This is a genomic window from Albibacillus kandeliae (genome assembly GCF_003116585.1).
GTDB lineage: Bacteria > Pseudomonadota > Alphaproteobacteria > Rhodobacterales > Rhodobacteraceae > Albibacillus > Albibacillus kandeliae.
This window is the reverse complement of record NZ_QEHM01000009.1, coordinates 1-22,633: the sequence shown is the minus strand read 5'-3', so window position 1 is coordinate 22,633 and position 22,633 is coordinate 1. Positions and strand designations below refer to the sequence as shown.

37 protein-coding genes are annotated in these 22,633 nt (G+C 62.9%); 4 read left to right on the top strand and 33 right to left on the bottom strand.

Translation table 11 applies throughout. The annotated features are described in order from the left end of the window. Position 1 precedes the first annotated feature (1 nt). Positions 2–1,381, bottom strand: a complete 1,380-nt coding sequence (locus tag DDT93_RS19665; RefSeq protein WP_109467599.1) for a trypsin-like peptidase domain-containing protein — start codon at positions 1,379–1,381, stop codon at positions 2–4. Positions 1,382–1,517: 136 nt separating this feature from the next. Here DDT93_RS19665 and DDT93_RS19660 point away from each other — a divergent pair, with 136 nt between their 5' ends. Both DDT93_RS19660 and DDT93_RS19655 read left to right on the top strand, forming a co-directional pair. Then, positions 1,518–1,751 (top strand): hypothetical protein, encoded by a 234-nt coding sequence (locus DDT93_RS19660; protein WP_109467598.1) that lies wholly within the window; start codon positions 1,518–1,520, stop codon positions 1,749–1,751. 1 nt (position 1,752) lies between these two features. After that, positions 1,753–2,208: a host attachment family protein gene (locus DDT93_RS19655; protein ID WP_109467597.1), complete on the top strand. Its 456-nt coding sequence runs from the start codon at positions 1,753–1,755 to the stop codon at positions 2,206–2,208. A 70-nt stretch (positions 2,209–2,278) separates the two neighbouring features. Here the strand turns inward: DDT93_RS19655 and rplQ are convergent, their stop codons facing one another. The 8 genes from rplQ to DDT93_RS19615 all read right to left on the bottom strand — a co-directional run bounded on the left by rplQ (position 2,279) and on the right by DDT93_RS19615 (position 8,118). Next, a complete protein-coding gene (gene rplQ, locus DDT93_RS19650) occupies positions 2,279–2,701 on the bottom strand; it encodes a 50S ribosomal protein L17 (protein WP_109467596.1) in 423 nt (140 codons plus the stop codon). Between the two features lie 229 nt (positions 2,702–2,930). Beyond that, a complete protein-coding gene (locus DDT93_RS19645) occupies positions 2,931–3,947 on the bottom strand; it encodes a DNA-directed RNA polymerase subunit alpha (protein ID WP_109467884.1) in 1,017 nt (338 codons plus the stop codon). A gap of 115 nt (positions 3,948–4,062) precedes the next feature. Continuing rightward, on the bottom strand, positions 4,063–4,452 hold the full coding sequence (gene rpsK / locus DDT93_RS19640) for a 30S ribosomal protein S11 (RefSeq protein WP_109467595.1): 390 nt from the start codon (positions 4,450–4,452) through the stop codon (positions 4,063–4,065). A gap of 12 nt (positions 4,453–4,464) precedes the next feature. Further along, positions 4,465–4,833 carry a 30S ribosomal protein S13 gene (gene rpsM, locus DDT93_RS19635; RefSeq protein ID WP_109467594.1) on the bottom strand — a complete coding sequence of 123 codons (369 nt, stop codon included), beginning with the start codon at positions 4,831–4,833 and terminating at the stop codon, positions 4,465–4,467. Between the two features lie 195 nt (positions 4,834–5,028). Then, the gene (locus DDT93_RS19630; RefSeq protein WP_109467593.1) at positions 5,029–5,673 is read right to left on the bottom strand and encodes an adenylate kinase; all 645 of its coding nucleotides are present in this window, start codon (positions 5,671–5,673) and stop codon (positions 5,029–5,031) included. Then, complete coding sequence (secY, locus tag DDT93_RS19625) at positions 5,670–7,034, bottom strand: preprotein translocase subunit SecY (protein ID WP_109467592.1); 1,365 nt, start codon at positions 7,032–7,034, stop codon at positions 5,670–5,672. Before secY ends, DDT93_RS19630 begins: the two co-directional genes overlap by 4 nt. Positions 7,035–7,143: 109 nt before the next feature. Next, a complete protein-coding gene (gene rplO / locus DDT93_RS19620) occupies positions 7,144–7,617 on the bottom strand; it encodes a 50S ribosomal protein L15 (protein WP_109467591.1) in 474 nt (157 codons plus the stop codon). Positions 7,618–7,899: 282 nt separating this feature from the next. Then, a complete protein-coding gene (locus tag DDT93_RS19615) occupies positions 7,900–8,118 on the bottom strand; it encodes a DUF1127 domain-containing protein (RefSeq protein ID WP_109467590.1) in 219 nt (72 codons plus the stop codon). Between the two features lie 339 nt (positions 8,119–8,457). Between DDT93_RS19615 and DDT93_RS19610 the strand changes: the two genes are divergently transcribed. After that, the gene (locus tag DDT93_RS19610; RefSeq protein ID WP_109467589.1) at positions 8,458–8,934 is read left to right on the top strand and encodes a hypothetical protein; all 477 of its coding nucleotides are present in this window, start codon (positions 8,458–8,460) and stop codon (positions 8,932–8,934) included. A gap of 81 nt (positions 8,935–9,015) precedes the next feature. Here the strand turns inward: DDT93_RS19610 and rpmD are convergent, their stop codons facing one another. The 19 genes from rpmD to rplB form a co-directional block, all read right to left on the bottom strand. Further along, complete coding sequence (rpmD, locus tag DDT93_RS19605; RefSeq protein WP_109467883.1) at positions 9,016–9,201, bottom strand: 50S ribosomal protein L30; 186 nt, start codon at positions 9,199–9,201, stop codon at positions 9,016–9,018. A 5-nt stretch (positions 9,202–9,206) separates the two neighbouring features. Beyond that, entirely contained in the window at positions 9,207–9,785 is a 579-nt protein-coding gene (gene rpsE, locus DDT93_RS19600) for a 30S ribosomal protein S5 (RefSeq protein WP_109467588.1), read from the bottom strand. 175 nt (positions 9,786–9,960) lie between these two features. Beyond that, a complete protein-coding gene (gene rplR / locus DDT93_RS19595) occupies positions 9,961–10,320 on the bottom strand; it encodes a 50S ribosomal protein L18 (RefSeq protein ID WP_109467587.1) in 360 nt (119 codons plus the stop codon). Between the two features lie 11 nt (positions 10,321–10,331). After that, on the bottom strand, positions 10,332–10,865 hold the full coding sequence (gene rplF, locus DDT93_RS19590; protein WP_109467586.1) for a 50S ribosomal protein L6: 534 nt from the start codon (positions 10,863–10,865) through the stop codon (positions 10,332–10,334). A 10-nt stretch (positions 10,866–10,875) separates the two neighbouring features. Beyond that, positions 10,876–11,268 carry a 30S ribosomal protein S8 gene (gene rpsH, locus DDT93_RS19585; protein WP_109467585.1) on the bottom strand — a complete coding sequence of 131 codons (393 nt, stop codon included), beginning with the start codon at positions 11,266–11,268 and terminating at the stop codon, positions 10,876–10,878. Positions 11,269–11,280: 12 nt separating this feature from the next. Next, entirely contained in the window at positions 11,281–11,586 is a 306-nt protein-coding gene (gene rpsN, locus DDT93_RS19580) for a 30S ribosomal protein S14 (RefSeq protein ID WP_109467584.1), read from the bottom strand. A gap of 18 nt (positions 11,587–11,604) precedes the next feature. Then, positions 11,605–12,168, bottom strand: coding sequence for a 50S ribosomal protein L5 (gene rplE, locus DDT93_RS19575; protein WP_109467583.1), 564 nt, complete (start codon positions 12,166–12,168; stop codon positions 11,605–11,607). Continuing rightward, positions 12,161–12,472 carry a 50S ribosomal protein L24 gene (gene rplX, locus DDT93_RS19570; RefSeq protein WP_109467582.1) on the bottom strand — a complete coding sequence of 104 codons (312 nt, stop codon included), beginning with the start codon at positions 12,470–12,472 and terminating at the stop codon, positions 12,161–12,163. Before rplX ends, rplE begins: the two co-directional genes overlap by 8 nt. After that, the gene (gene rplN / locus DDT93_RS19565; protein WP_088635293.1) at positions 12,472–12,840 is read right to left on the bottom strand and encodes a 50S ribosomal protein L14; all 369 of its coding nucleotides are present in this window, start codon (positions 12,838–12,840) and stop codon (positions 12,472–12,474) included. The genes rplX and rplN overlap by 1 nt, the downstream gene beginning before the upstream one ends. 123 nt (positions 12,841–12,963) lie before the next feature. Continuing rightward, complete coding sequence (gene rpsQ / locus DDT93_RS19560; protein ID WP_109467581.1) at positions 12,964–13,194, bottom strand: 30S ribosomal protein S17; 231 nt, start codon at positions 13,192–13,194, stop codon at positions 12,964–12,966. Between the two features lie 15 nt (positions 13,195–13,209). After that, positions 13,210–13,416, bottom strand: a complete 207-nt coding sequence (gene rpmC, locus DDT93_RS19555; RefSeq protein ID WP_109467580.1) for a 50S ribosomal protein L29 — start codon at positions 13,414–13,416, stop codon at positions 13,210–13,212. A gap of 195 nt (positions 13,417–13,611) precedes the next feature. Next, the gene (locus DDT93_RS19550; RefSeq protein WP_109467579.1) at positions 13,612–14,232 is read right to left on the bottom strand and encodes a 2OG-Fe(II) oxygenase family protein; all 621 of its coding nucleotides are present in this window, start codon (positions 14,230–14,232) and stop codon (positions 13,612–13,614) included. A 47-nt stretch (positions 14,233–14,279) separates the two neighbouring features. After that, complete coding sequence (locus DDT93_RS19545) at positions 14,280–15,131, bottom strand: GNAT family N-acetyltransferase (RefSeq protein WP_109467578.1); 852 nt, start codon at positions 15,129–15,131, stop codon at positions 14,280–14,282. Beyond that, the gene (locus tag DDT93_RS19540; protein ID WP_109467577.1) at positions 15,125–15,901 is read right to left on the bottom strand and encodes a polysaccharide deacetylase family protein; all 777 of its coding nucleotides are present in this window, start codon (positions 15,899–15,901) and stop codon (positions 15,125–15,127) included. Before DDT93_RS19540 ends, DDT93_RS19545 begins: the two co-directional genes overlap by 7 nt. A gap of 116 nt (positions 15,902–16,017) precedes the next feature. Then, complete coding sequence (rplP, locus tag DDT93_RS19535; protein WP_109467576.1) at positions 16,018–16,431, bottom strand: 50S ribosomal protein L16; 414 nt, start codon at positions 16,429–16,431, stop codon at positions 16,018–16,020. Between the two features lie 12 nt (positions 16,432–16,443). Next, a complete protein-coding gene (rpsC, locus tag DDT93_RS19530) occupies positions 16,444–17,151 on the bottom strand; it encodes a 30S ribosomal protein S3 (RefSeq protein WP_109467575.1) in 708 nt (235 codons plus the stop codon). Then, complete coding sequence (gene rplV, locus DDT93_RS19525; RefSeq protein WP_109467574.1) at positions 17,151–17,531, bottom strand: 50S ribosomal protein L22; 381 nt, start codon at positions 17,529–17,531, stop codon at positions 17,151–17,153. The genes rpsC and rplV overlap by 1 nt, the downstream gene beginning before the upstream one ends. A 3-nt stretch (positions 17,532–17,534) precedes the next feature. Beyond that, entirely contained in the window at positions 17,535–17,813 is a 279-nt protein-coding gene (gene rpsS / locus DDT93_RS19520) for a 30S ribosomal protein S19 (protein ID WP_109467573.1), read from the bottom strand. Between the two features lie 3 nt (positions 17,814–17,816). Further along, positions 17,817–18,659 carry a 50S ribosomal protein L2 gene (gene rplB / locus DDT93_RS19515; protein WP_109467572.1) on the bottom strand — a complete coding sequence of 281 codons (843 nt, stop codon included), beginning with the start codon at positions 18,657–18,659 and terminating at the stop codon, positions 17,817–17,819. 452 nt (positions 18,660–19,111) lie between these two features. Between rplB and DDT93_RS19510 the strand changes: the two genes are divergently transcribed. Then, positions 19,112–19,525, top strand: coding sequence for an SRPBCC family protein (locus tag DDT93_RS19510; protein WP_109467571.1), 414 nt, complete (start codon positions 19,112–19,114; stop codon positions 19,523–19,525). A 428-nt stretch (positions 19,526–19,953) separates the two neighbouring features. Here DDT93_RS19510 and DDT93_RS19505 read toward each other — a convergent pair whose 3' ends face one another. The 5 genes from DDT93_RS19505 to DDT93_RS19485 form a co-directional block, all read right to left on the bottom strand. Beyond that, positions 19,954–20,250, bottom strand: coding sequence for a 50S ribosomal protein L23 (locus DDT93_RS19505; protein WP_109467570.1), 297 nt, complete (start codon positions 20,248–20,250; stop codon positions 19,954–19,956). Continuing rightward, positions 20,247–20,864: a 50S ribosomal protein L4 gene (rplD, locus tag DDT93_RS19500; protein ID WP_109467569.1), complete on the bottom strand. Its 618-nt coding sequence runs from the start codon at positions 20,862–20,864 to the stop codon at positions 20,247–20,249. Before rplD ends, DDT93_RS19505 begins: the two co-directional genes overlap by 4 nt. Then, positions 20,861–21,724, bottom strand: a complete 864-nt coding sequence (gene rplC / locus DDT93_RS19495; RefSeq protein WP_109467568.1) for a 50S ribosomal protein L3 — start codon at positions 21,722–21,724, stop codon at positions 20,861–20,863. Before rplC ends, rplD begins: the two co-directional genes overlap by 4 nt. Before the next feature lie 18 nt (positions 21,725–21,742). Beyond that, positions 21,743–22,057, bottom strand: coding sequence for a 30S ribosomal protein S10 (rpsJ, locus tag DDT93_RS19490; RefSeq protein WP_008756422.1), 315 nt, complete (start codon positions 22,055–22,057; stop codon positions 21,743–21,745). 220 nt (positions 22,058–22,277) lie between these two features. Further along, positions 22,278–22,633, bottom strand: a 356-nt coding sequence (locus DDT93_RS19485) for an EF-Tu C-terminal domain-related protein (protein ID WP_456297928.1), incomplete at its 5' end; no start/stop codon positions are given.

The following is a 22,633-nucleotide window of genomic DNA, read 5'->3' as shown; positions in this document are numbered from 1 at the left end:
GTTACAGCCGGAACCGCAGCGAGATCGGGCGCCCACCCCGGATCAGGTCGATCTGGACCCGCCGCCCCGGATTGGTCAGCGCCGCCTCGGCCTCGCCGCTCGTCTCGATGCGGGTGCCGTTCACCGCGACGATCATGTCCCCCGCCTGCAGCCCCGCGCGCGGCCCCAGCGCGCCCGCGTCGGTGATCAGCACGCCCTCGCTGTGCAGCGGCAGACCGAATTCGACGATGGTAGCCGGATTCGCGCGTGCCACGGTCAGCCCCGGCAGCACGGTGTTCTCACCCAGAACGGTCTCCTCCGCCGGCGGCTCGTTCGGCGGCGAGATCATCGGCACGGCGACGTCGGTCTCCTCACCGTTGCGCAGCCGGGTCACCTCGGCCATCTGTCCGATACCTGTCAGCGTCATGCGGAACAGCATCTCGGAGGGGGTGTTCACCGGCAGGCCGCCCACCTTGGTGATCACGTCCCCGACCTTGAACCCCGCCTTCAGGAAGGGGCTCGCCTCGTGCAGGTCGGAGATCACGATGCCATCTGGCACCCCAAGCCCCAGCGAACTGGCAAGGTCGTTGTCCATCGGTTGGCCGGACATGCCTGCCCAGGGACGTTCGAAATCCGTCTGCCCCGCGCGGGCCTGTTCCATGAACTCGGCCACGAGGTTCGAGGGAATCGCAAAGCCGATCCCGTTGGACCCGCCCGAGCGGCTCAGGATCGAGGTGTTGATGCCGATCAGATCACCGTTCACGTCGATCAGCGCACCGCCCGAGTTGCCCGGGTTGATCGGCGCGTCGGTCTGGATGAAGTACCCCCGCGCGTTGCCGGTGGCGACGCCCGACCGGGCAAGGCCCGAGACGATGCCGCTCGATACCGTCTGCCCCACCCCGAAGGGGTTGCCGATGGCAAGGGCCAGCTCGCCTACATCGACCTTGTCGGAATCCCGGAGGGTCAGGTGCGGCAGGCCACTGGCACCGTCGAGCCGCAGGATGGCAAGGTCCGCTTCCTTGTCGGCCAGCACCACCGAAGCCGTGAACTCGCGCCGGTCTGTCATCACCACCTTGATGTCCGTCGCCTCGCCGACCACGTGAAAGTTCGACACCACGTAGCCGTCATCGGAGAGGATCACCCCGGAACCCAGAGAGTTCTGCACGCGTGGTCGGCTTTGCCCCATCCCTTGGAAGAACTGCTGAAAGAAGGGATCGTCGGCAAAGGGGCTTGACCGGGTCTGCACCACGCGCGAGGCGTAGATGTTCACCACGGCAGGCGCCGCGCGTTTGACCAGAGGAGCGAAGCCGAGCGAGATCTCGGTCTGGCTCGTCGGCACGCGGGTCTCGGCAAGGGCGGGTGCTGTGGTCAGGAGAAGGGTTGCGAGCAGGATTCGAAACATGTGAGGCCTCCGTAACTTGACCTGATATGCGCAGCCGGCGCGGCATTGCAAGGCAACCCTGCGGAATGCGCGGCGCGGAACATTGCCCCGAACCCATGCGTTGATCTCCTGCACATGAAAGGACAGGAGGACCGACATGGCCGAGCGACAACGTTCTCAGGACGGAACCCGCGAAACCGATCTCTACGTGGATGACACGGACACTCCCCAGCAGCAGGGCCGCGCGGGCGGCAACCTCGAACGCAAGGTCGGCACACGCGACCTGATGAAGCGCGACGAGCAGGACCGCCCCGGTGCCACCCGGGTGACCAAGTCCGACGAGAAGGGCCAGGGCAATCTTGGCGGGCACCACGGCACGGGGGGCGCGTAACATGGCAAACCTGAGCGAAGGCACCTGGATCGTGGTGACGGACAGCGAGAAAGCGCTGTTCCTGCGCAATCTGACCGATCACCAGAACCCCAACCTCGAAGTCGTGGCCAAGGAACGGCAGGAAAACCCGCCCGACCATGTCCAGGGCGCCAACCGCCCCGGCCGAATCGCCGACAACGGGCCCGGTCAGAAATCGGCCTACGAGGATACCGACTGGCATGAACTGGCAAAGGAACGCTTTGCCGCCGACCTCTCGGACCTGCTTTACAAGCGGGCGCACCGGGGCGATTTCGACCGGCTCGTGCTGGTCGCTTCTCCTGCGGTGCTGGGCCATCTGCGCGACGGGATGCACAAGGAAGTGATCGACAAGGTGATCGCCGAGGTGCCCAAGACCCTGACCAATCACCCGGTCCGCGAGATCGAGAAACTGGTCAAGCGCGAACTGGAGCACGCCTGACCGGTACAGAAACGAAAAGGGCGCCGCAGTGATCCGCGGCGCCCTTCCCTATCGGAATATCCCGTAGGGATTATTCGTCAGCGGCAGCCTCTTCGGCAGCCACGCGGGCCTTGTCAGCGGCGCCCTTGGCGTCGCGGTCGCGGTCCACGAATTCGATGATCGCCATCGGTGCCATGTCGCCATAGCGGAAGCCGGCTTTCAGGACGCGGACGTAACCGCCCTTACGGTCCTTGTAGCGCGGGCCCAGGACTTCGAACAGCTTGGCGACGTCCTTGTCTTCCTTCAGCTTCGAAGCTGCCTGACGGCGAGCGTGCAGATCACCGCGCTTGGCGAGGGTGATGAGCTTCTCGACGATCGGACGCAGTTCCTTTGCCTTCGGCAGGGTGGTCTTGATCTGTTCGTGTTCGATGAGCGAACCGGCCATGTTCTCGAACAGCGCCTTGCGGTGCTCGTGGGTACGGTTCAGGCGGCGATAGCCTCGTGCGTGACGCATTTCGTAGTCTCCTAGCTTATGCTTTGTACGTCCGCCGATGCGTGTCAGCGGCTCTGTTGGGGCGGGATTGCCCTGATGGTCCCCGGCTCTCCGGGCATTTGGATCGGGTCGCGGTGGGCTGGTTCGTCACACTGGGAGTTCCTCCCGGAGCTACTACCATGCCCCGAAAGAACTCCGGGGCCTCCCGCCGACCACGGGACCCCGGGTCGAGCCCGGGGCCGAAGACGCCTTAGAAGGCGTCTTCGAATTTCTTCGCGAGGTCTTCGATGTTGTCGGGCGGCCAGTCCTCGACGTCCATGCCGAGGTGCAGGCCCATGCCGGACAGCACTTCCTTGATCTCGTTCAGCGACTTGCGACCGAAGTTCGGGGTGCGGAGCATCTCGGCTTCGGTCTTCTGGATCAGGTCGCCGATGTAGACGATGTTGTCGTTCTTCAGGCAGTTTGCCGAACGGACCGAGAGCTCCAGCTCGTCGACCTTCTTCAGCAGCAGCGGGTTGAACTCCAGACCATCGTCCTCGTCCTGGCGGCCAGCGGCTTCCGGTTCGTCGAAGTTCACGAAGATCGACAGCTGGTCCTGCAGGATGCGCGCGGCAAAGGCCACGGCGTCATCCGGCGTGATGGAACCGTCGGTCTCGACCTTCATGGTCAGCTTGTCATAGTCCAGAACCTGACCTTCACGGGTCGGCTGAACGTCGTAGGAGACCTTCTTGACCGGCGAGTAGATCGCGTCGATCGGGATCAGGCCGATCGGGGCGTCTTCAGGCTTGTTCTTGTCGGCCGAGACATAGCCCTTACCGGTGTTGACGGTCAGTTCCATGAACAGGTCCGCACCGTCGTCCAGGTGGCAGATCACGTGGTCGCGGTTCAGGATCTCGATGCCGGCGCTCTCGCTGATGTCGCCTGCGGTGACGACAGCGGGGCCCTTCGCATTGATCGACAGGCGCTTGGGCCCTTCGACTTCCATGCGCAGGCTGACCTGCTTGAGGTTCAGGATGATATCGGTCACGTCTTCACGGACACCGGCCACGGACGAGAACTCGTGCAGCACGTTGTCGATCTGGACGGAGGTGATTGCGGCGCCCTGCAGAGAGGACATCAGGATGCGGCGCAGCGCGTTGCCGAGCGTCAGGCCAAAGCCCCGCTCGAGCGGTTCTGCGACAACCGTTGCCTGACGTGCGGGATCGTTGCCCGGCTTGACGTCAAGCTGGGTCGGCTTGATCAGTTCGGCCCAATTCTTGTGGATCATGTAACCCTCCATTCCTGTCTGCGCCCCATGTCCAACGAAAGTGCAGACGCCCGAGGTTCAAAATGACGGACTGGGGCCGCGCGGAAACACGCAGCCCCAGCCTTAAAATCTGTGCTTAGACGCGGCGGCGCTTCGGCGGACGGCATCCATTGTGTGCCATCGGGGTCACGTCGCGGATCGAAGTGATGTTGAAGCCGACGGCGGCCAGGGCGCGGAGCGCGCTCTCGCGGCCCGAACCGGGGCCCTGCACTTCGACTTCAAGGGTCTTCACGCCGTGTTCCTGAGCCTTGCGGCCCGCGTCCTCGGCAGCCATCTGGGCGGCATAGGGGGTCGATTTCCGCGAACCCTTGAAGCCCATGGTCCCGGCCGAAGACCAGGAGATGGCGTTGCCCTGAACGTCGGAGATCAGGATCTTGGTGTTGTTGAACGAAGAGTTCACGTGAGCAACGCCAGCGGCGATGTTCTTGGAAACCTTACGCTTGGTACGAGTCTTATCGCGTGCCATTGATCCGCCCCCTTACTTCTTCTTGCCTGCGATGGCCTTTGCGGGGCCTTTGCGGGTGCGTGCGTTGGTATGGGTGCGCTGACCGCGAACCGGCAGGTTCCGGCGGTGACGCAGGCCACGGTAGCAGCCGAGGTCCATCAGACGCTTGATGTTCATCTGGGTCTCGCGGCGCAGGTCGCCTTCGACGGTGTAGTTGGCGTCAATATGCTCGCGGATCTGCAGAACTTCGCTATCGCTCAGCTCGTTCACGCGACGGGTCGGGTCGATGCCCACCGCTTCGCAGATGGCCTTGGCCGAGGTATGACCGATACCGGTGATGTAGGTGAGGGCGATAGGTACCCGCTTGGCAGTCGGGATATTTACGCCGGCAATACGTGCCACGTGTCACTTTCCTTTCGTTGCGGTTCCGTAGCTCCAGAACCTTTTTTCACAACACTTGGCCTTGGCAGTGGCGCCAGCGGGCCTAGCATTTACGAGGTGTTCATAATTGCACGGCAGATTCGCGCGCACAAAAACGATTCTCTTACGAGATGGTGGTCGATATGGGGTTTTCGGCAGGGCGTCAAGCCCCGCCGGCTATTTGTCCAGAACGCCCGCGATGGAGGACTGAACCTCCTGGATCGGTGCCAGCCCGTCGATCTTGGAAAGATCGCCCTTGGCATAGTAGTAGCCGATCAGCGGCGAGGTCTTCTTGTAGTATTCCATCAGGCGGGTGCGCAGCGACTCTTCGTTGTCGTCCGCACGGCGCTTGAACTCGGTCCCGCCGCACTTGACGCAGTGCCCGTCCGCCGGGATCGGCTTGGTGTTGTCGTTGTAGACCTCACCGCAGGTGCCGCAGGTCGACCGCGCGGTGATCCGTGCCACCAGCGCGTCGTCGTCCACTTCCATCTCGATGACAGCGTCCAGCGCCTCGCCTTCTGCCGCCAGCAGTTCACCCAGGGCATCCGCCTGCGCCAGCGTGCGCGGGAAGCCGTCGAAGATGAACCCCGAGCCTTCCTTGCTCTCCAGCTTCTCCCGGATCAGGCCAATGACGATCTCGTCGGTGACGAGCTGCCCCTTGGCCATGACCTCGGCGACGATGTTACCCATCTCGGTGCCGCTGTCCTTGGCCTCGCGCAGCATGTCGCCGGTCGAGAGCTGCACCATTCCGCGCGTTTCGACGAGGTGACGGGCCTGCGTTCCCTTGCCGGCCCCCGGGGGCCCCAGAAGAATGATGTTCATCGACGCGCGGGGCTCCGTTTCGTGCGTTTCTTGGACCGGCCGCGCAGCTGCGACTTCTCGATCAGGCCTTCGTACTGGTGGGCCAGAAGGTGGCTCTGGATCTGCTGGATGGTATCCATGGTGACCGAAACCACGATGAGGACCGAGGTGCCGCCGAAGTAGAACGGAATGGAGAACTGGTTGCGCAGGATCTCGGGCATCAGGCAGATCAGGGCCAGATAGGCCGAGCCCAGCACGAGCACGCGGTTCACCACGTATTCAAAGTACTCCGCCGTCCGTTTGCCGGGGCGAATGCCCGGAACAAAGCCATTCTGGTTCTTCAGGTTGTCCGCCACATCGTCCGGTTTGAACGAAACGTTGAACGTGTAGAAGTAGGCGAAGAACACGATCATCGCGACAAAGAACAGCAGGTACAGCGGCTGGCCGGGACCGAAGTTGGCCAGCAGCCACGACATGATCGAACCGCTTGCGGCGCCCTGGCTGAAGGTCGAGATCGTGGTCGGCAGCAGCAGCAGCGACGAGGCGAAGATCGCGGGGATAACGCCCGCCGGGTTCACCTTGATCGGCAGGTGCGAGGAGCCGCCGTCATAGACCTTCATCCCGACCTGACGGCGCGGGTACTGGATGTGAATCTTGCGCAGCGCGCGTTCCATGAACACGACGAAGGTAATCGCGACGATCACCATGACGATCACACCGACGATCACGCCGGGGCTGATCGCACCGCTGCGGCCCGAGGCAAAGAACTGTGCCAGCGCGGCCGGAACCTCGGCGATGATGCCGACGAAGATGATCAGCGACACGCCGTTGCCGATCCCGCGCGAGGTGATCTGTTCGCCCAGCCACATCAGGAACATGGTCCCGCCGACGAGGGTGATCATGGTGGAAAGACGGAAGTAGAGACCCGGATCGGTCGCAAGGTCGCCGGTTTCGAGGCTGACCGCGAGGCCGTAGGACTGGGCAATCGCCAGCAGCACCGTACCGTAGCGGGTGTACTGGTTCATCTTCTTGCGGCCCTGCTCACCCTCTTTCTTCAGCTGCTCGAGCTGGGGCACCATCGCCGCCATGAGCTGCACGATGATCGAGGCCGAGATGTAGGGCATGATGCCGAGGGCGAAGATGCCCATCCGCCCCAGTGCGCCGCCGGTGAACATGGAGACCATGCCGCCGATCCCCTGCCCTGCCTGGGTCATGAAGTCGCGCAGGGCGTTACCATCAATGCCGGGAACAGGGAGGTAGGTACCCAGGCGGTACACGATAAGTACGCCAAGGGTGAAAAGGATTCGGTTGCGCAGATCGGTGGCTTTGCCCAATGCGGCCCAGCTCGTATTGGCCGCCATTTGTTCTGCTGCTGATACCATGAATCGGGTCTCTTCTGGTAAAACGCCGCCTTGAACCGTTTTCCGGCTCAGGCGGCGCTATGGGAAAACACGTGTCTATGTAAGCGGCGCAAGCGCCGCTCACAACCCGTTACTCGGCCGCAGCCGGTGCGGCGACGGTAACGGAACCGCCGGCTTTCTCGACCGACTCAACCGCCGACTTCGAAGCGCCGGTGACCTGCAGGTCGATCTTGGCCGAGAAGTCGCCCTTGGCGAGCACACGAATGCCGTCGAGCTTGCGGCGCACCAGACCGGAAGCGACCAGCGCGTCCTCGGTGATCGCAGCCGAAGCGTCCAGCTTCTTGGCGTCGATGAATTTCTGGATCAGGCCCAGGTTGACGACAGCGAAGCTCTTGCGGTTCGGCTTGTTGAAGCCGCGCTTGGGCAGACGCTGGTAGAGCGGCATCTGGCCGCCCTCGTAACCGTTGATGGCCACGCCCGAACGGGATTTCTGACCTTTGATACCACGACCACCGGTCTTGCCCATGCCGGAACCCGGACCACGGCCAACGCGCTTGCGTTTCTTGGTTGCGCCCGGATTGTCGCGCAGTTCATGAAGTTTCATTTCGCTTCTCCTAAGCCGGATGTGACCCCCGAAGCGTATGGGTCAACCACGGCATTTCTTGGTTTTGATGAATCGGACCCGTAGGGCCACCGGGGGCGTATAGACGCCACGGCGGCGCGACGCAAGGGGATCGCGCATCGTGGCGCAGGTGACGTGGCCCGAACCCCGGAACGGCAGTCAGGACAAAGGGCAGCCCGGTCTCCCGGGCTGCCCTTCGTTCTCGCTCTGGCGGGACGGCACCGGTTGCGCCGAGGGATCGCGCCACCCCGTCCTGAGCAGGGATCAGTTGTTGCCGTAGGCCGCTTCGAGCGCCAGACGACGGATGCCGCTGCGCGAGATGCCGAGGTCGCCGAGGTCACGGTTGCTCAGGCTGCTCAGCTCGGCCAGGGTCTTGCGGTAGACAGCGCGGCGGGCCAGCGCGTCCTTGATGTCGCCAACGAGGTTGCGAAGACGGTTGCTCAGGCCATGCGGCTGTGCGGGGAGGGAGATGTTATGTGCCATTGTCGTGTTCCTATCGTTCGGTCGCGGGCCCCTTCGCCTCCGCTCCTCCCGGGGCCCTTATGCTGCATTGCAGAATAATCATTCCCGCGCGCTGAACAACGGATCTTCAGGTCTGCCCGCTATGCTCAGGAAGCAAGGCTCGTGCATGGCTCACGGGTCGCGACGTCAGAGTTCCGCTCGTTGACCGCGACTGACCTTTACCATTGCTAATGGAGTCCTAACGAAATCCGGGGTTCGGGCCCTCAACACGCCGAATCCGGCGCGATTTTCTTTTTCGCGTTTTCCGAAAATTAGCGAGTTTGACTCAACCTTAAGGAGCCTGCGCAGAGGACGGTTCCGATGGTTGTTCAAGTCGCCGTTTTACTTGTTTTCGCCACCCTGTTGCCCGTCGGGGCCGTCCAATCTGCCAGCCTGCCCTCCCCTGCCCTAGCATCCGCCGGGAGCGCGCAGGAGGGGATCAGGAATGACAGCGCACCGCAGCGGTCCACACATCCCTCGCCGCTGGATCATCAACCCGATGCCCTGCCCCTCCCCTCCCTCTTCGTCCGGCCCGACACCCCCGCCGACCGTCTGCATGCCCTTCAGGAGGCCTTTGCCCGCACGCCGGGGGCGCTCACCTCTGTTCGGGCAGATCCGGTCCTGACCGCACGGGGTTCTCTCCCGCTGACGATCGCGCTGGTCTCTGGCAGTTCACTTGGCTGGCTGGGGCTGGTGTTCTCGCTGCTCGCCGGGCGCCCACGCCCACGGTTGGTTCCGAGGCTGAACCGCACGCCCCAGCGCACCATCCGTTTCACCAAACCGGACAATGCGCCCTGAACGCCGCGCCAAAAGAAAACACCCCGGAGCGGCGCTCCGGGGTGTTCGAGATCGGTCAGACGGCCGAAGCCGAAGGATCGTTTACTCTTTTTCTTCGATGATTTCGACCAGGTGAGGGATCGAGTTCACCATGCCGCGCACGGAAGGGGTATCTTCCAGTTCGCGGGTCTTGTGCATCTTGTTCAGGCCAAGGCCGACCAGCGTGGCACGCTGTTTGGCCGGGCGACGGATCGGGCTGCCGATCTGCTTAACGACGATAGTAGCCATGTTGATCAAGCCTCCTCAGCGACCTGAGCCGAAGCCTGCGCAGCGTCTTCACGCTTGGGCAGGATGTCGGCAACTTTCTTGCCACGACGCTGCGCAACCGAACGCGGGCTGGCTTCTTTCTTCAGCCCGTCGATGGTGGCACGGATCATGTTGTAGGGGTTCTGCGAACCGATCGACTTGGACACGACGTCCTTGATGCCGAGCATTTCGAAGACAGCGCGCATCGGACCACCAGCGATGATACCGGTACCTTCCGGTGCCATGCGCATCACGACGCGGCCAGCGCCATGACGGCCTTCCATGTCGTGGTGCAGGGTGCGGCCTTCGCGCAGCGGAACGCGGATCATCTGGCGCTTCGCTTGCTCGGTTGCCTTGCGAATGGCCTCGGGGACCTCCTTCGCCTTGCCCTTGCCAAAGCCGACGCGGCCTTTCTGATCGCCAACAACGACGAGAGCAGCGAAGCCGAAGCGCTTACCACCCTTCACGGTCTTGGACACGCGGTTGATCGCAACCAGGCGATCTGCGAATTCCGGTGCTTCCTCGCGTTCGCGACGGTTACCCCGGCGGTTTTCTTCTCGAGCCATCAGGCTTCCTTTCTCTCTGGCGCTTGGCGCCTTTTTTTCAATCACGGTGAGCCCAGGGCTCCCGGATCATCGGGGCGGCGAACCACCCGCACTGTGCCAGCGAAAAGTGCGCGACCAGCGCGCACTTCAGGCTCGGCGGTGAGGAAGGGTGCGCGCCAGGCACGCACCCGATCCATCAGATCTTGAGGCCACCTTCACGCGCAGCGTCGGCCAGAGCCTTCACCTTGCCGTGGAACAGGAAGCCGCCGCGGTCGAAGTATGCTTCTTCGACACCGGCTTTCTTGGCGCGTTCCGCGATCGCTGCACCCACCTTGGCGGCTGCTTCGACGTTGTTCTTGCCAACGATGCCCAGGTCCTTCTCGAGCGAGGATGCGGAGGCGAGAGTCACGCCCTTCACATCGTCGATCAGCTGGACGCTGATGTTCTTGTTCGAACGGTGCACGGAGAGACGAAGACGCCCTGCGTTCACCTTGCGAAGCTTGTTCCGGACGCGCAGGCGGCGCTTCAGGAACAGAGTTCTTTTGCTGTTTGCCATCTGTCCGGTCCTTACTTCTTCTTGCCTTCCTTGCGGAAGATGAACTCGCCCTTGTAGCGGATGCCCTTGCCCTTGTAGGGCTCCGGCGCGCGCCACTTGCGGATGTTCGCGGCGACCTGGCCGACGAGTTGCTCGTCGATGCCTTCGACCACGATCTCGGTCTGCTTCGGCGCCGTGACGGTCACACCTTCCGGTGCAACGTAGTCAACGTCGTGAGACAGGCCGAGGTTCAGCTTCAGAGTGTTCCCGTTTACAGCGGCGCGGTAACCCACACCCTGAATCTCGAGCTCCTTCTTGAAGCCGGTGGTCACGCCGGTCACCAGGTTCGCAACCATCGTGCGGCTCATGCCCCACTGCTGGCGTGCGCGCTTGGATTTCCCGCGCGGGTCGATCTTGACCACATTGTCTTCGACAGTGATCGTGACGTCGTCGGTCGCGGTGAAGGAGCGGGTGCCCTTCGGACCTTTGACTTCAACGGTCTGGCCCGAAACAGAGGCGGTAACGCCGCTGGGCAGCTCGACCGGTTTCTTACCAATACGAGACATCAGGACCTCCTTAGAAGACGGTGCAGAGCACTTCGCCGCCAACATTGGCTTCGCGTGCAGCTGCGTCCGACATCACACCTTTCGGCGTGGAGACAATCGACACGCCCAGGCCCTGACGGACCGACGGGATGTCATTGACGCCCATGTAGACGCGACGGCCGGGCTTGGAGACCCGCTTGAGTTCGCGAATGACAGGGGTGCCTTCGAAGTACTTGAGGCTGATTTCCAGAGCCGGGTGACCGTCGTTACCGGTCACTTTTTCATAGCCACGGATATAGCCTTCGTCTGCCAGCACATCCAGAACCCAGGCGCGCAGTTTCGAAGCCGGTGTCATCACCGTCGACTTGCCGCGCAGCTGGCTGTTGCGGATACGGGTCAGCATATCTGCGATAGGATCGTTCATCTTATGCCTCCCTTACCAGCTGGATTTCACGAGGCCAGGGATCTGGCCATTGGAGCCGAGGTTGCGCAGGGCAATACGGCTGATTTTGAGCTTGCGATAGTAAGCGTGCGGACGACCGGTGAGCTGGCAACGGTTGTGCAGGCGGGTTGCCGAGCTGTTGCGCGGCAGTTTCGCCAGCTTCAGGGAGGCGCGGAAACGCTCTTCCATCGGCTTGCTCTCGTCGTTCACAATCGCTTTCAGCTCAGCACGTTTGGCGGCGTACTGTTCCACCAGGCGCTGACGCTTCTTTTCGCGTTCGATCATTGCTTTCTTAGCCATGTCTTTTCCTTCCCGCGATCAGGAGTTGAAGGGCATGTTGAATTGCTTCAACAGCGCCTTGGCTTCTGCGTCGGTTTTTGCCGTGGTGGCGATGACGATATCCATGCCCCAGACTTCATCGACCTTGTCGAAGTTGATCTCGGGGAACACGATATGTTCCTTGATGCCCATGGCGTAGTTGCCGCGGCCATCGAAGGACTTGCCGGACACGCCGCGGAAGTCGCGGACGCGCGGCAGCGCAACGGTGATCAGGCGGTCGAGGAATTCGTACATCCGGTCGCCACGCAGGGTCACCTTGGCGCCCAGCGGCATGTCTTCACGGACGCGGAAACCTGCGATCGACTTCTTCGCCTTGGTCACGACGGCGCGCTGGCCGGCGATCTGCGTCAGGTCGTCCTGAGCGGATTTGACCTTCTTGCTGTCGCGAACGGCTTCAGCCCCGGCGCCGATGTTCAGGACGATCTTGTCCAGACGCGGGATCATCATGTCGTTCTTGTAGGCGAACTCTTCCTTCAGCGCGGCCCGGATCTTTTCCCGGTACTCGGCCTTCAGGCGCGGGGTATAGGTTGCAGCATCAAGCATCGATCACGTCCCCCGTGGTCTTGGCAAAGCGCACTTTCTTGTCGCCTTCCATCTTGAACCCGACGCGGGTCGGTTTGCCGTTGGCATCGACGAAAGCGAGGTTCGACAGCTGGATCGGCATCGCCTTGGGGATGCGGCCACCTTGGCTGGTCTGGCTCTGGCGGGTTGCGCGGATGGCGATGTTGATGCCTTCCACGACGGCTTTGCCGGCCTTCGGGTCAACGGAGGTAATGGTACCTTCCTTGCCCTTGTCCTTGCCGGCGAGCACGACGACCTTGTCGCCTTTTTTCAGTTTCGCAGCCATCAGAGCACCTCCGGAGCCAGCGAGATGATCTTCATGAAGTTCTTGGCGCGCAGCTCACGAACCACCGGCCCGAAGATACGGGTGCCGACGGGCTCGTTGTTGTTGTTCAGGATGACAGCTGCGTTGCGGTCAAAGCGGATGGCGGTGCCATCTTCGCGACGAACTTCCTTGGCGGTGCGCACGACGACGGCCTTGCGGACGTCACCTTTTTTCACGCGGCCGCGCGGAATGGCTTCCTTGACGGATACGACGATGATGTCACCGACACCAGCGTACTTCCGCTTGGAACCACCCAGGACCTTGATGCACTGAACGCGGCGAGCGCCGCTGTTGTCAGCAACATCCAGATTGGTCTGCATCTGGATCATGTGGTTTCTCCCGACCTTTGGGGACGCCCGTAATCCAGTCGGGGCCCCAGGGTTTCGATCAAACCGAAAGGTAACTTTCGATGTGAGATCGCGCTACGGCCCGAATTGGGCCGCGGTGCGGTCTTACGCCTCAAGCACCTCCCAGCGTTTCGTTTTCGACTTCGGTGCGCATTCGATGATGCGGACGGAATCGCCCACCTTGAATGCGTTCTTCTCGTCATGCGCCCGGTATTTCTTGGATTTCCGGATGGTCTTCTTCAGAACCGGGTGCGTGAAACGACGTTCGACCAGAACGGTGACGGTCTGTTCGTTGGCGTCGCTGGTCACGGTGCCTTGCAGGATACGTTTGGGCATCGGGAAGGCTCCTTCTTATTCTTGCGAAGCCGCAGCAGCGGCTTTTTGGTTGAGAACGGTCAGCACACGGGCAGCGTTCCGACGCGCAGCGCGGATCTTTGCCGGGTTTTCCAGTTGGCCGGTGGCCTGCTGGAAGCGCAGGTTGAAGCTCTCTTTTTTCAGGTTGGCAAGTTCCTCGCGGAGCTGGTCCGGAGTCTTGTCATGCAGTTCTTTGGCGTTCATCGCCCTTTTCCTTTCAACATCACCGGAGGGCCCGCAAAGGGTCACCCTGATTCCAGTGGAGTACGTGGATGAGCGGCTCGCATACAGGGGGTTGGGGCATAAAGCAACCCCTGTTCACTGGGGAATGGACGAGCGCCGCGTCATTTGCGCCATTCCCCGCGTCGGGCCCCGGAAAGGGGCCCGGCAAGGGACCGATCAGGCCCAGCTGTAGTTGAAGCTGACGCTGATGCGTTCGTCTTCGGACATGTTCATCGGGACCTCGTGGCGCAGCCAGCTTTCCCACAGCAGCACGTCCCCGACCTCGGGGGTCACGTAGACAAAGGTCCGCATGTCCCGGCGAGCGTCCTTCAGGCGGGCCGGAGCGGCCATCATCCGGGCCGACCGAGGGTCTTCCAGCTTGAGCGCGCTGGCCCCGTCCGGCATCGAGACATAGGTCGTCCCGCTGATCACGCTGTGCGGATGCAGGTGCGAGGCGTGCATGCCGCCCTCGGGCAGGATGTTAATCCAGATATCCTCGAGCTTGAGCTCGCGTCCGTCGAGGTTGAACTCGAGGTCCTCGGCAAAAGCCGCCACATGCTTGTCCAGCGCCTTGATGATGTCCTCGAAGATCGGGAACCGCCAGCCGAGATCGGTCAGCGAGGCGTAGCTGGTATAACCCGGATAGCCGTTCTCCTCGCACCACTCCTGCCCCGCCTCATCGTCCTCGGCGATGGAATAGCAGGACGCCTCCAGTTCGGACGGGTCGATGGCATCGCCGAACTCGGTGAGCTTGGCGCGATACAGGCGGGTGACGAAGAGCGACTCGATTTCAGACATGGCCGCGTCTTAGCGCAAGCCACCGGGTCTGGCGAGAGCCCGCAGGATCAGAGCTTGATGTTGAGGATCGCGATTTCGCTGTAGAGTAGGTCCACCTCGGCGGGCTCCATGCGCCCCGGGGTATAGAAGTGCGGAATCTCGTAGGGCACCACCTCGTCCGCTACGGCCTCGGCGCCCAGCAGGCGCCGGTCCACCGAGAGCACGTCGCCCTGCGGCAGCAGCGCCCCGGCGATCGCCCGGGCATGGCGCCGGAAGACCTCGGGCCGGCTCACGTGGTAAGCGGTATGGGTCACGTGGTCATCGTGCTTGTGCTGGGCCGAGACCATGAGCAGACAGGGCCCGTCCAGTGTACGGGCCACCACGGGGCGGACGTTCAGTCCGGCATGATCCAAGGCAATCTGCTTTTCGCCCGCCGATAGATCTTCGACGCTGCAGGCCGGGCCGTCCACCAGTTCCGTCGCCCCGACCGCGTGACCGGCGCGCCAGATCAGCTGCTCCTTCTCCAGCGGGGCCAGACCGGCGTTCAGCACAGTACGCACCGCGCCCGGCGAGCTGCCGAAGTTGGTGATCGTGGCATCCTCCTCGCGCACGGCGAACTCCACCATGTCACGGCCGACCCCGTACTGCCGGTATTCCTTCAGCAGGTACCACGAGCTCATGTTGGCCGTCGTCCGGGGCCCCGCCCCTGTCTGGCGCGTGGCCTTTACCAGCCCAAGCACACCGACCAGCCTGCCCTCGTCGCGCACGGTGACGGCATAGCTGTCGTCCCTACCGCTCCAGCGCCCCGAAAGCACCTCGCGCCACTTGTCCATGCCCCACTTGGCCTTGGGAAAGACCTCCTGCATGAACAGGGCTATTTCTTCCCGTTCGGCATCCCGGGCCTTGGCGATGACTACCATGATGTCTCCTCGGCTTGAACAAGATCGGCAAGGCGAACCCAGCGCACCGCAGGATGGGCGCTGAGCCGGGCCGTGAGGGTTTCGAGAAAGGACCAGATCTCGGCATCGTGCTGCAGGTGGTGCGTTGTCACGCCGGTGGGCTCGGCGGCATCCGCACGCCCTTCCCTGCGGTCGGCAAGATGCTCCACCACGCAGTCAAGGAACTTGCCCTCGCCCCGGAACTCAACCCCGTTCTTCCAGCGGATCGGATCGGCATGCACGTTGACCTGCGCCAGACCCGGCACCGGCGTAGCGCTGGCGCGGGCCAGACTGGACGAGAGCATCCGGAACCCCAGCGCGGGAAGCTGCGCCGTGGTGGTCTCCGCGATCCGGTTCCACGGCGGCACGAAGACCGGTAGCAAGTTCGGCAGCCCTGCGTCGGATAAACGACGCCATCCCTCTCCGATATCGTCAAGCTGCGCCCCGAGATCGCGGGTCACCCCGACTTCGGAGGGCCGCGCGCCCGCAGGCTCGTGGTTGACGTGGGCAAAGCCGTGCTGCAGCAGCCAGGTGTCGCGGGCCCGGGCCAGCCGGTCGCCCAGTTCCGGCACCCCGCTGACAGGGATCACCGAGAGGTGCATGGGCACCCCATGTGCCTCGGCCAGCGCCAGCAGCCGGTCCAGTTCCGGCCCCGGCGCCTCGGCATCGTCGTCGCGCCACCAGAAATCGGCGACGACCCCGGCCTCGGTCCAGCGGTTGAGTTCCTCGTCGAGTTCGGTCCACGTTGCCATGACCGCGAAACTCACCGATATCACCGGCCTTTGCAATCCGTGCCGCAGGCAAAAGAAAACCCCCGCCGCTTGCGCGCCGGGGGCCAATTCTGTCGACGGATCGCTCCGTCTGTCGCTTACCAGTCCTCGCGGACGACGACGCGGGTCTTGATCGGCAGCTTCATCGCGGCCAGGCGCAGGGCCTCGCGAGCGATGTCTTCGCCAACACCGTCCAGCTCGAACATGATCCGGCCCGGTTTGATCTTGGCTGCCCAGTAGTCGACCGAACCCTTACCTTTACCCATCCGGACTTCGGTGGGCTTGGAGGTGACCGGCGTATCCGGGAAGATACGGATCCAGACACGGCCCTGACGCTTCATGTGGCGGGTCATCGCGCGGCGAGCCGCTTCGATCTGACGAGCCGTGACGCGCTCGGGCTGCAGGGCCTTGAGGCCGAAGGTGCCGAACGTCAGGTCGCTGCCGCCCTTGGCTTCGCCGCTGATCCGGCCCTTATGCTGCTTGCGGAATTTAGTACGCTTAGGTTGAAGCATTTTTCAGTCTCCTTAGCGCCGGCCGCCAGCACCACGGGGCGCCGGACCGTCCTGGATTTCCTGCGCCTTGCGGTCGCGGGCGGACGGGTCGTGCTCCATGATCTCGCCTTTGAAGATCCAGGTCTTGATCCCGATGATCCCGTAGGCGGTCGTGGCTTCGACGTGTGCATAGTCGATGTCTGCACGCAGGGTGTGGAGCGGAACGCGGCCTTCGCGGTACCACTCGGTCCGTGCGATCTCGGCACCGCCCAGACGGCCGGCAACGTTCACACGGATACCCAGCGCGCCCATGCGCATGGCGTTCTGAACCGCACGCTTCATGGCGCGACGGAAGGACACGCGGCGCTCCAGCTGCTGGGCGATGGACTCACCGACCAGGGCAGCGTCGAGCTCGGGCTTGCGCACTTCGACGATGTTGAGGTGCAGTTCGCTTGCGGTCATGTTGGCAATCTTCTTGCGCAGGACTTCGATGTCCGCGCCTTTCTTGCCAATGATGACACCGGGGCGAGCCGTGTGGATCGTGACGCGGCACTTCTTGTGCGGACGCTCGATGATCACGCGGGCCACGCCGGCCTGCTTGCACTCTTCCTTGATGAAGTCGCGGATCTTCAGGTCTTCCAGCAGAAGATCACCGTAATCCTTGGTGTCGGCATACCAGCGGCTGTCCCAGGTGCGGTTCACCTGCAGGCGCATGCCAATCGGATTGACTTTGTTACCCATTAGGCTTGCTCCTCAACTTGACGCACCTTGATGGTGATCTCCGAGAACGGCTTGATGATCTTGCCGAACCGGCCACGGGCACGCGGGCGACCGCGCTTCATGGTCAGGTTCTTGCCCACATAGGCCTCGGCGACGATCAGTTCATCGACGTCCAGGTTGTGGTTGTTCTCGGCGTTCGCGATGGCGGACTGAAGGCATTTCTTCACGTCAACCGCGATCCGCTTCTTCGAGAAGGTCAGGTCGTTCAGGGCCTTTTCAACCTTCTTGCCGCGGATCATCGCAGCAACCAGGTTCAGCTTTTGCGGCGAGGTACGGAGCATGCGCAGTTTTGCCATTGCTTCGTTGTCTGCCACGCGACGGGGATTCTTATCCTTGCTCATGGCTTACTTCCGCTTCGCTTTCTTGTCAGCGGCGTGACCGTAATAGGTCCGGGTCGGCGAGTACTCACCGAACTTCTGACCGATCATGTCTTCCGTGACGTTGACAGGGACGTGTTTCTTGCCGTTGTAGACGCCAAACGTCAGGCCCACGAACTGGGGCAGGATCGTCGAGCGGCGCGACCAGATCTTGATGACTTCGTGACGGCCGGAATCGCGGGCCGCTTCGGCTTTTTTCAGCACGTAAGCGTCGACGAAGGGGCCTTTCCATACAGAGCGAGACATATGTTAGCGCCCTTTCTTCTTGGCATGCCGCGAGCGGATGATGAGCTTGCTCGACGCCTTGTTACGGTTGCGGGTCTTGGCACCCTTGGTCGGCTTGCCCCAGGGCGTCACCGGGTGACGACCACCGGAGGTCCGGCCTTCACCACCGCCGTGGGGGTGATCGATCGGGTTCATAACCACGCCGCGGACGCTCGGACGCTTGCCATAGTGGCGCATACGACCGGCTTTACCGAAGTTCTGGTTCGAGTTGTCCGGGTTGGACACGGCACCGACGGTGGCCATGCATTCCTGACGGACCATGCGCAGTTCGCCCGAGGACAGGCGGATCTGGGCGTAGCCGCCATCGCGACCGACGAACTGGGCGTAGGTGCCTGCAGCGCGTGCGATCTGGCCGCCCTTGCCGGGCTTCATCTCGATGTTGTGGACGATCGTACCGATCGGCATGCCCGAGAAGGGCATCGCGTTACCGGGCTTGATGTCGACCTTGGCGCCTGCGACGACTTTGTCGCCGACTGCGAGACGCTGGGGGGCCAGGATGTAGGCTTGCTCGCCATCATCATACTGGATCAGCGCAATGAACGCGGTCCGGTTCGGGTCATATTCGATGCGGGCAACGATGCCTGCAACGTCGAACTTGGTCCGCTTGAAATCGACGATACGATAGAGGCGCTTTGCGCCACCGCCGCGACGGCGAGAGGTGATACGTCCGGTGTTGTTCCGGCCGCCCGACTTCGTCAGACCCTCGGTGAGGGCTTTGACGGGGCGTCCTTTCCACAGCTCCGAACGGTCGATCAGCACCAGCCCGCGCTGGCCCGGCGTCGTCGGCTTATACGACTTGAGTGCCATGCTTTCTGTCTTCCGTTAGCAAACGCGGCCCGATGATCTGGACCGCTATGTATTGGGTACTTGCCGTGCAGCTGGAACAGGCCGCATCCGACAGACTACCCGGGTTCTAGGGCCCCGAAGGTCCCCGGTTCAGTGCGTCCCTACCCCGCCCCGGATGATCTCCGGGGCCCCTGCACGAGGTTCCGGGTCGGGCCCGGAACGGTGACGGGACAATATCACGAGGCCCCGGAACGAATCCCGGGGCCTCGGCGATGGGTCCATCTATTAGAGAGTCCTTACCGGGTCAAGGCCTGTCTCCTGCCGGGACCGCCGGTTTCCCCCAAAGCCCTCAACCGCAGTCGGCGACCTCCAGCCGCCTGTGTCGTCCCCAGCCGGTTCGCGGTTGATTTGCCGTGACGTGTCAGCCTTGATCCATCCGAGGCGGAGGCCACCCTGATATCACCGGAGGACACATGAGCGAGAAGATCACCATCGAGGCGCTGGTCGGCGCCGCACCGGACCTGGTCTGGCAATGCTACACCCAACCCGAACATATCACGTCATGGAACTTTGCGTCGCCAGACTGGCATTGCCCGTCCGCCGAAAATGACCTTCGACCGGGCGGGCGGTACAACGCCCGCATGGAGGCCAAGGACGGCGGCTTCGGCTTCGATCTCGGCATGACGCATGACGAGGTCGTGCCCGGGCGCAAGCTGGTCTCTCGCATGGATGACGACCGAATGGTCGAAGTGGAGTTCATCCCCGAAGGCAGTGACACCCGCGTCAGGACCACCTTTGATGCGGAGAGCCAGAACCCCGCCGAGATGCAGCGGCAGGGGTGGCAGGCCATCCTCGACAGTTTCAAGGGGTATGTGGAGCGTCTCTGAGGGCGGAGCGGGCTGAAGGCAAAGTCTCCCCCGGCTTCCCGCAGGGGGCTTTGTTTTCCAACGTAACGCGCCCCGGACCTGATCCGGGGCCGCGCGGCCAACGGTTTGCTGCGATCCCTGCGGGGTCCCGGATCAAGTCCGGGACGGGGTGGAGAAAGTGAAAAGCCCCCCGAATATCCGCGAGGGGCTTCGTTCTTGTGCACTGCGCCCCGGACCCGATCCGCGGCCTCTAGACCATCGGGTTGCCGCGATCCCCGCGGGGTCCCGGATCAAGTCCGGGACGGGGTGGATCAAGTGAAAAAGCCCCCCGCGTTTCCGCGAGGGGCTTCTGTTCTGGTCCGACCCGCCCCGGACCTGATCCGGGGCCGCGCGGCCAGCGGTTTCTGCAATTCCTCCGATGTCCCGAGGCGAGCCCGGGACGGTCAGGATCACAGACCGGTGGTCACGTCGATCGTGTTGCCCTCTTCGAGGGTCACGTAGGCCTTCTTGATGTCCTTCCGCTTGCCCAGCTGGCCGCGGAACCGCTTGACCTTGCCCTTGGTGATGGTGGTGTTGACCGCCTTCACCTTGACACCGAAGAGAGCCTCGACGGCCTCTTTGATCTGCGGCTTGGAGCTGTCGATCGACACTTCGAAAACAACCGCGTTGGCCTCGGAGGCCATGGTGGCTTTCTCGGTGATGATCGGCTTGCGGATCACGTCGTAGTGTTCTGCCTTCGCGCTCATTTCAGTCGAGCCTCCAGTGCTTCGACACCCGCCTTGGTGATCACCAGGGTGTCACGCTTGAGGATGTCATAAACGTTTGCGCCCATCGACGGCAGGATATCCAGACCTTCGATGTTGCGGGCGGCCTTGGCAAAGTTCTCGTTGACTGCGGCGCCGTCGATGATCAGCGCACGCTTCCAGCCGAGTTTTGCGACCTGCTTGGCCAGCGCGCTGGTCTTGCCGTCAGCCTCTGCAGAGGCGATGACGACCAGTTCGCCGGCTTTGGCCTTGGCGGACAGCGCGTGACGCAGACCCAGCTTGCGGAACTTCTTGGTCAGGTCGTGACCGTGGCTGCGCGGGGTCGGGCCCTTGTAGATACCACCGTGACGGAAGATCGGCGCGTTCTTGTCACCGTGGCGTGCGCCGCCGGTGCCCTTCTGGCGATAGATCTTCTTGGTCGAGTAGCTGGTTTCCGAGCGGGTCTTGACCTTGTGGGTACCGGCCTGCGCGTTGTTACGCTGCCAGCGGACCACGCGGTGCAGGATGTCTGCGCGGGGCTCGAGACCGAACAGGGCCTCGTCCAGGTCCACGCTGCCGGCTGCGCTGCCGTCCAGGTTGATGACGTCGAGTTTCATTCTTCGCCTTCCTTCTTCTCGGCTTCGCCCTCGGCCTTGTCGGCTTCGATCGAGGCTTCAGCTTCCTTCAGCGCGGCTGCTTCAGCGGCGGCCTGCTCTTCGGCGAGACGCTTGGCTTCTGCTTCGGCCTCGGCGGCAGCAGCGGCGGCAGCTTCTTCAGCGGCCTTGGCAGCAGCTTCGGCGGCCGACTTCAGCGCGGCGGGCAGGATCGCGTTCTCGGGGAACGGCTTCTTCACGGCGTCCTTGACGGTGACCCAGCCACCCTTGGAACCCGGAACCGCACCCTTGACCATGATCAGGCCACGCTCGGCGTCGGTTTTCACGACTTCGAGGTTCTGGGTGGTGACGCGCACGGCACCCATGTGACCGGCCATCTTCTTGCCTTTGAAGACCTTGCCCGGATCCTGGCACTGACCGGTCGAACCGTGCGAACGGTGGCTGATCGACACACCGTGCGAGGCGCGCAGACCGCCGAAGTTGTGCCGCTTCATGGCACCGGCGAAGCCTTTACCGATCGAGGTACCGGCAACGTCGACGTACTGACCAGCGAAGTAGTGGTCAGCGGTGATTTCCTCACCGACGTTGATCAGGTTCTCGGGGTCGACGCGGAATTCCGCGATCTTCCGCTTGGGTTCCACCGACGCGGCGGCGAAGTGGCCGCGCATCGCCTGGCTCACGCGCTTGGCCTTGGCCGAGCCCGCGCCGAGCTGAACGGCGGTGTAGCCGTCTTTCTCAGCGGTACGCTGTGCCACGACCTGCAGCTTGTCCAGTTGCAGAACGGTAACGGGGACCTGCTTGCCGTCTTCGAGGAAGAGGCGGGTCATCCCGACTTTCTTTGCGATAATTCCAGAGCGCAACATGTCTACTGCCCTCCTCGCTTACGATTGCAGCTTGATTTCGACGTCCACGCCGGCGGCGAGGTCGAGCTTCATCAGCGCGTCCACCGTCTGCGGGGTCGGATCAACGATATCCAGCAGGCGCTTGTGCGTGCGGATTTCGAACTGGTCACGGGATTTCTTGTCGACGTGGGGACCACGCAGAACGGTGAATTTCTCGATCTTGTTCGGCAGCGGGATCGGGCCACGTACGTTGGCGCCGGTCCGCTTGGCGGTGTTCACGATTTCCTGCGTGCTGGCATCCAGCACACGGTAATCGAACGCCTTCAGCCGGATACGGATGTTTTGGCTTTGCATTGCCATGTCAGTCGTCCCCTTCAAGGGCTTTTCAAGTTGAGAGGAGGAGCCATGCTCATCAGGGCCCCTCGTCGAACCTTTTGTCTTTCGGGCCTTGCGCCGGTCCGGAGCGTCTCCGGGGCCTTGGCGCTTGGCCCTCAAAATGGAACCCGCCTCGGACCGAAGCCTTTGGCGGGAAGAGACCCCGGCGCAGGGCCGGGGTCATCGGGTCAGGCGAACCTTACTCGACGATTTTCGACACCACGCCGGCGCCCACGGTGCGGCCGCCTTCGCGGATTGCGAAGCGGAGGCCGTTTTCCATGGCGATCGGTGCGATCAGCTCGACGCCGAAGGAGACGTTGTCGCCCGGCATCACCATTTCGGTGCCTTCGGCCAGCGTCACGGTCCCGGTCACGTCGGTGGTCCGGAAGTAGAACTGCGGACGGTAGTTCGCGAAGAACGGGGTGTGACGGCCGCCTTCTTCCTTGGTCAGGATGTAGGCTTCGGCTTCGAACTTGGTGTGCGGAGTCACCGAGCCCGGCTTGCAGAGAACCTGGCCACGCTCGACGCCTTCACGGTCAACGCCGCGCAGCAGCG